This is a genomic window from Arthrobacter sp. Y3225116, from assembly GCF_059091245.1.
Map to the genome: position 1 here is coordinate 1 of NZ_JBNHGL010000395.1, position 1689 is coordinate 1689.

The following is a 1689-nucleotide window of genomic DNA, read 5'->3' on the forward strand; positions in this document are numbered from 1 at the left end:
CCGCGGGGCCGCCGGTGCCGGCGGCGGGGGCAGCATCGACTCCGTGGCCGGCCGGCTGGAACTGGATGAGCTGTCCGCCGTGTTGCGCGCCAGTGACGTGATGGTCGGCAACGACAGCGGGCCGCGGCACCTGGCGCAGGCGGTGGGAACGCCCACGGTGGGCATCTACTGGGCCGGCAACATGATCATGGCCGGGGCGCTGGGCCGGACCCTGCACCGGATCCACATGTCCTGGATGACGCAGTGCCCGGCCTGCGGCTCCGACCTGAGCCAGGTGGGCTGGACCGCCGAACGCTGCAGCCACGAATTCTCCCTGACGGACCAGGTCCGCGCAGAGGATGTCTACGCGGACCTGCGCGGGCTTAGGGCCACGAGTCTTCTTCTTCGTGGCAAATGACCATCTCGCGCACCTCGCAGCCCTTCGGCTGTGAAAGCGCGAAGATGATGGCATCGGCCACCCGTTCGGGGTCGTTGAGCCGGGAGTCGTCCTGCGGCTTGTACTGCTCGGTCCGGTCGTCGAAGAACCTGGTCTTCATGCCGGCGGGAATCATGGTGGTCACCCCGACCTGACCTCGGGTTTCGGCCGCCAGCGCCCGGCTGAAGCCGACCACGCCGAACTTGGAGGCGCAGTAGGCGGTGGCGTCGGAGACCGCCTTGATCCCCAGCGACGAGGCGACCGTGATCACGCGCCCGTGGGTGGACATCAAGTGCGGCAGGGCCGCGCGCACCACGGAGACGGTGCCCATCAGGTTGACCCCGATGACCTTCTCCCATTCCTCGGCCGGCACGTCTTCCAGGCGCCCGCAGCGGTCGATCCCGGCAGCCGTCACGACGGCGTCCAGCCCGCCGAGGGTGTCGGCGGCCTGCTGCACGGCCGCCTCGACGGCGGCACGGTCGGCGACGTCCACCTCGATGCTCTTGGCCCGGCCCACCCGGCTGACGTCACGGTCCAGCACGACCGGCGTGCCGCCGGCGGCAAGGACCGCCTCCACGACGGCGGCTCCCAGGCCGGAGCCTCCGCCGGTGACCAGGACGCGACCGGGGTTCGTTGGGGCAATGCTCATGTCTTCCTCCTCAGGTTCGGGATTCTTCAGTTCGGGGCCCGCCGGATCGGCGGAGCAGTCCGCCGGGTCAGCCGACCTTCGCCAGGGCGGCGGCCAGGCCGGTGGTGGAACGCGCCGGGTAGTACGGCACGGTGACGGTTTGCCCGCCCCAGGATTGCAGCAGGCGCGCCTCGGGCAGCTGGTCCGCGGTGTAGTCGCCGCCCTTGACCCAGATGTCCGGCCGCAGCCTTTCCAGCGCCGCTTCGGGGGTGGCTTCGTCGAAGACCAGCACCGCATCCACGCACTCCAGCGCCAGCAGCAGCTCGGTGCGGTCCTCCTGGTTCATGATCGGACGCTCTTCGCCTTTGAGGCGGCGGACCGAATCGTCCGAGTTGAGGCAGACGATCAGGCAGTCGCCCAGCTTCCGGGCGGCGGCCAGGGTCCTTGCGTGGCCGGCGTGCAGCAAGTCGAAGCAGCCTCCGGTGGCTACCACCGTGCCGCCGGCTTCGCGGGTCTGCGCGGCGACCCGCATGGCGTCCACCCCCGGACCGCGCAGCTGGACCGGGGCCGTTTCCTGCCGAAGCGATGCCACCCCGCCTGCGGCGAGGAAGGCCGCTGCCTGCCCGACGGCCTCTTCCACCGCCTC

3 protein-coding genes are annotated in these 1689 nt (G+C 70.9%); 1 reads left to right on the forward strand and 2 read right to left on the reverse strand.

Features of this window, described 5'->3' with window-relative positions; translation table 11 throughout:
• On the forward strand, positions 1-397 hold a 397-nt coding region (locus tag AC5RV2_RS17710; protein ID WP_494093417.1), incomplete at its 5' end, for a glycosyltransferase family 9 protein.
• Here AC5RV2_RS17710 and AC5RV2_RS17715 read toward each other — a convergent pair.
• Together AC5RV2_RS17715 and rfaE2 are read right to left on the reverse strand one after the other, a co-directional pair.
• Complete coding sequence (locus AC5RV2_RS17715; RefSeq protein WP_494093418.1) at positions 363-1064, reverse strand: SDR family oxidoreductase; 702 nt, start codon at positions 1062-1064, stop codon at positions 363-365. The genes AC5RV2_RS17710 and AC5RV2_RS17715 overlap by 35 nt on opposite strands.
• 67 nt (positions 1065-1131) lie before the next feature.
• Positions 1132-1689 (reverse strand): D-glycero-beta-D-manno-heptose 1-phosphate adenylyltransferase (gene rfaE2, locus AC5RV2_RS17720; protein WP_494093419.1); only part of this gene is annotated, 558 nt, incomplete at its 5' end.

What these genes read in the sequence shown, in the direction of transcription:
- AC5RV2_RS17715 (WP_494093418.1), bottom strand. Translation starts at nt 1,064, where the DNA reads ATGAGCATTGCCCCAACGAACCCCGGTCGCGTCCTGGTCACCGGCGGA.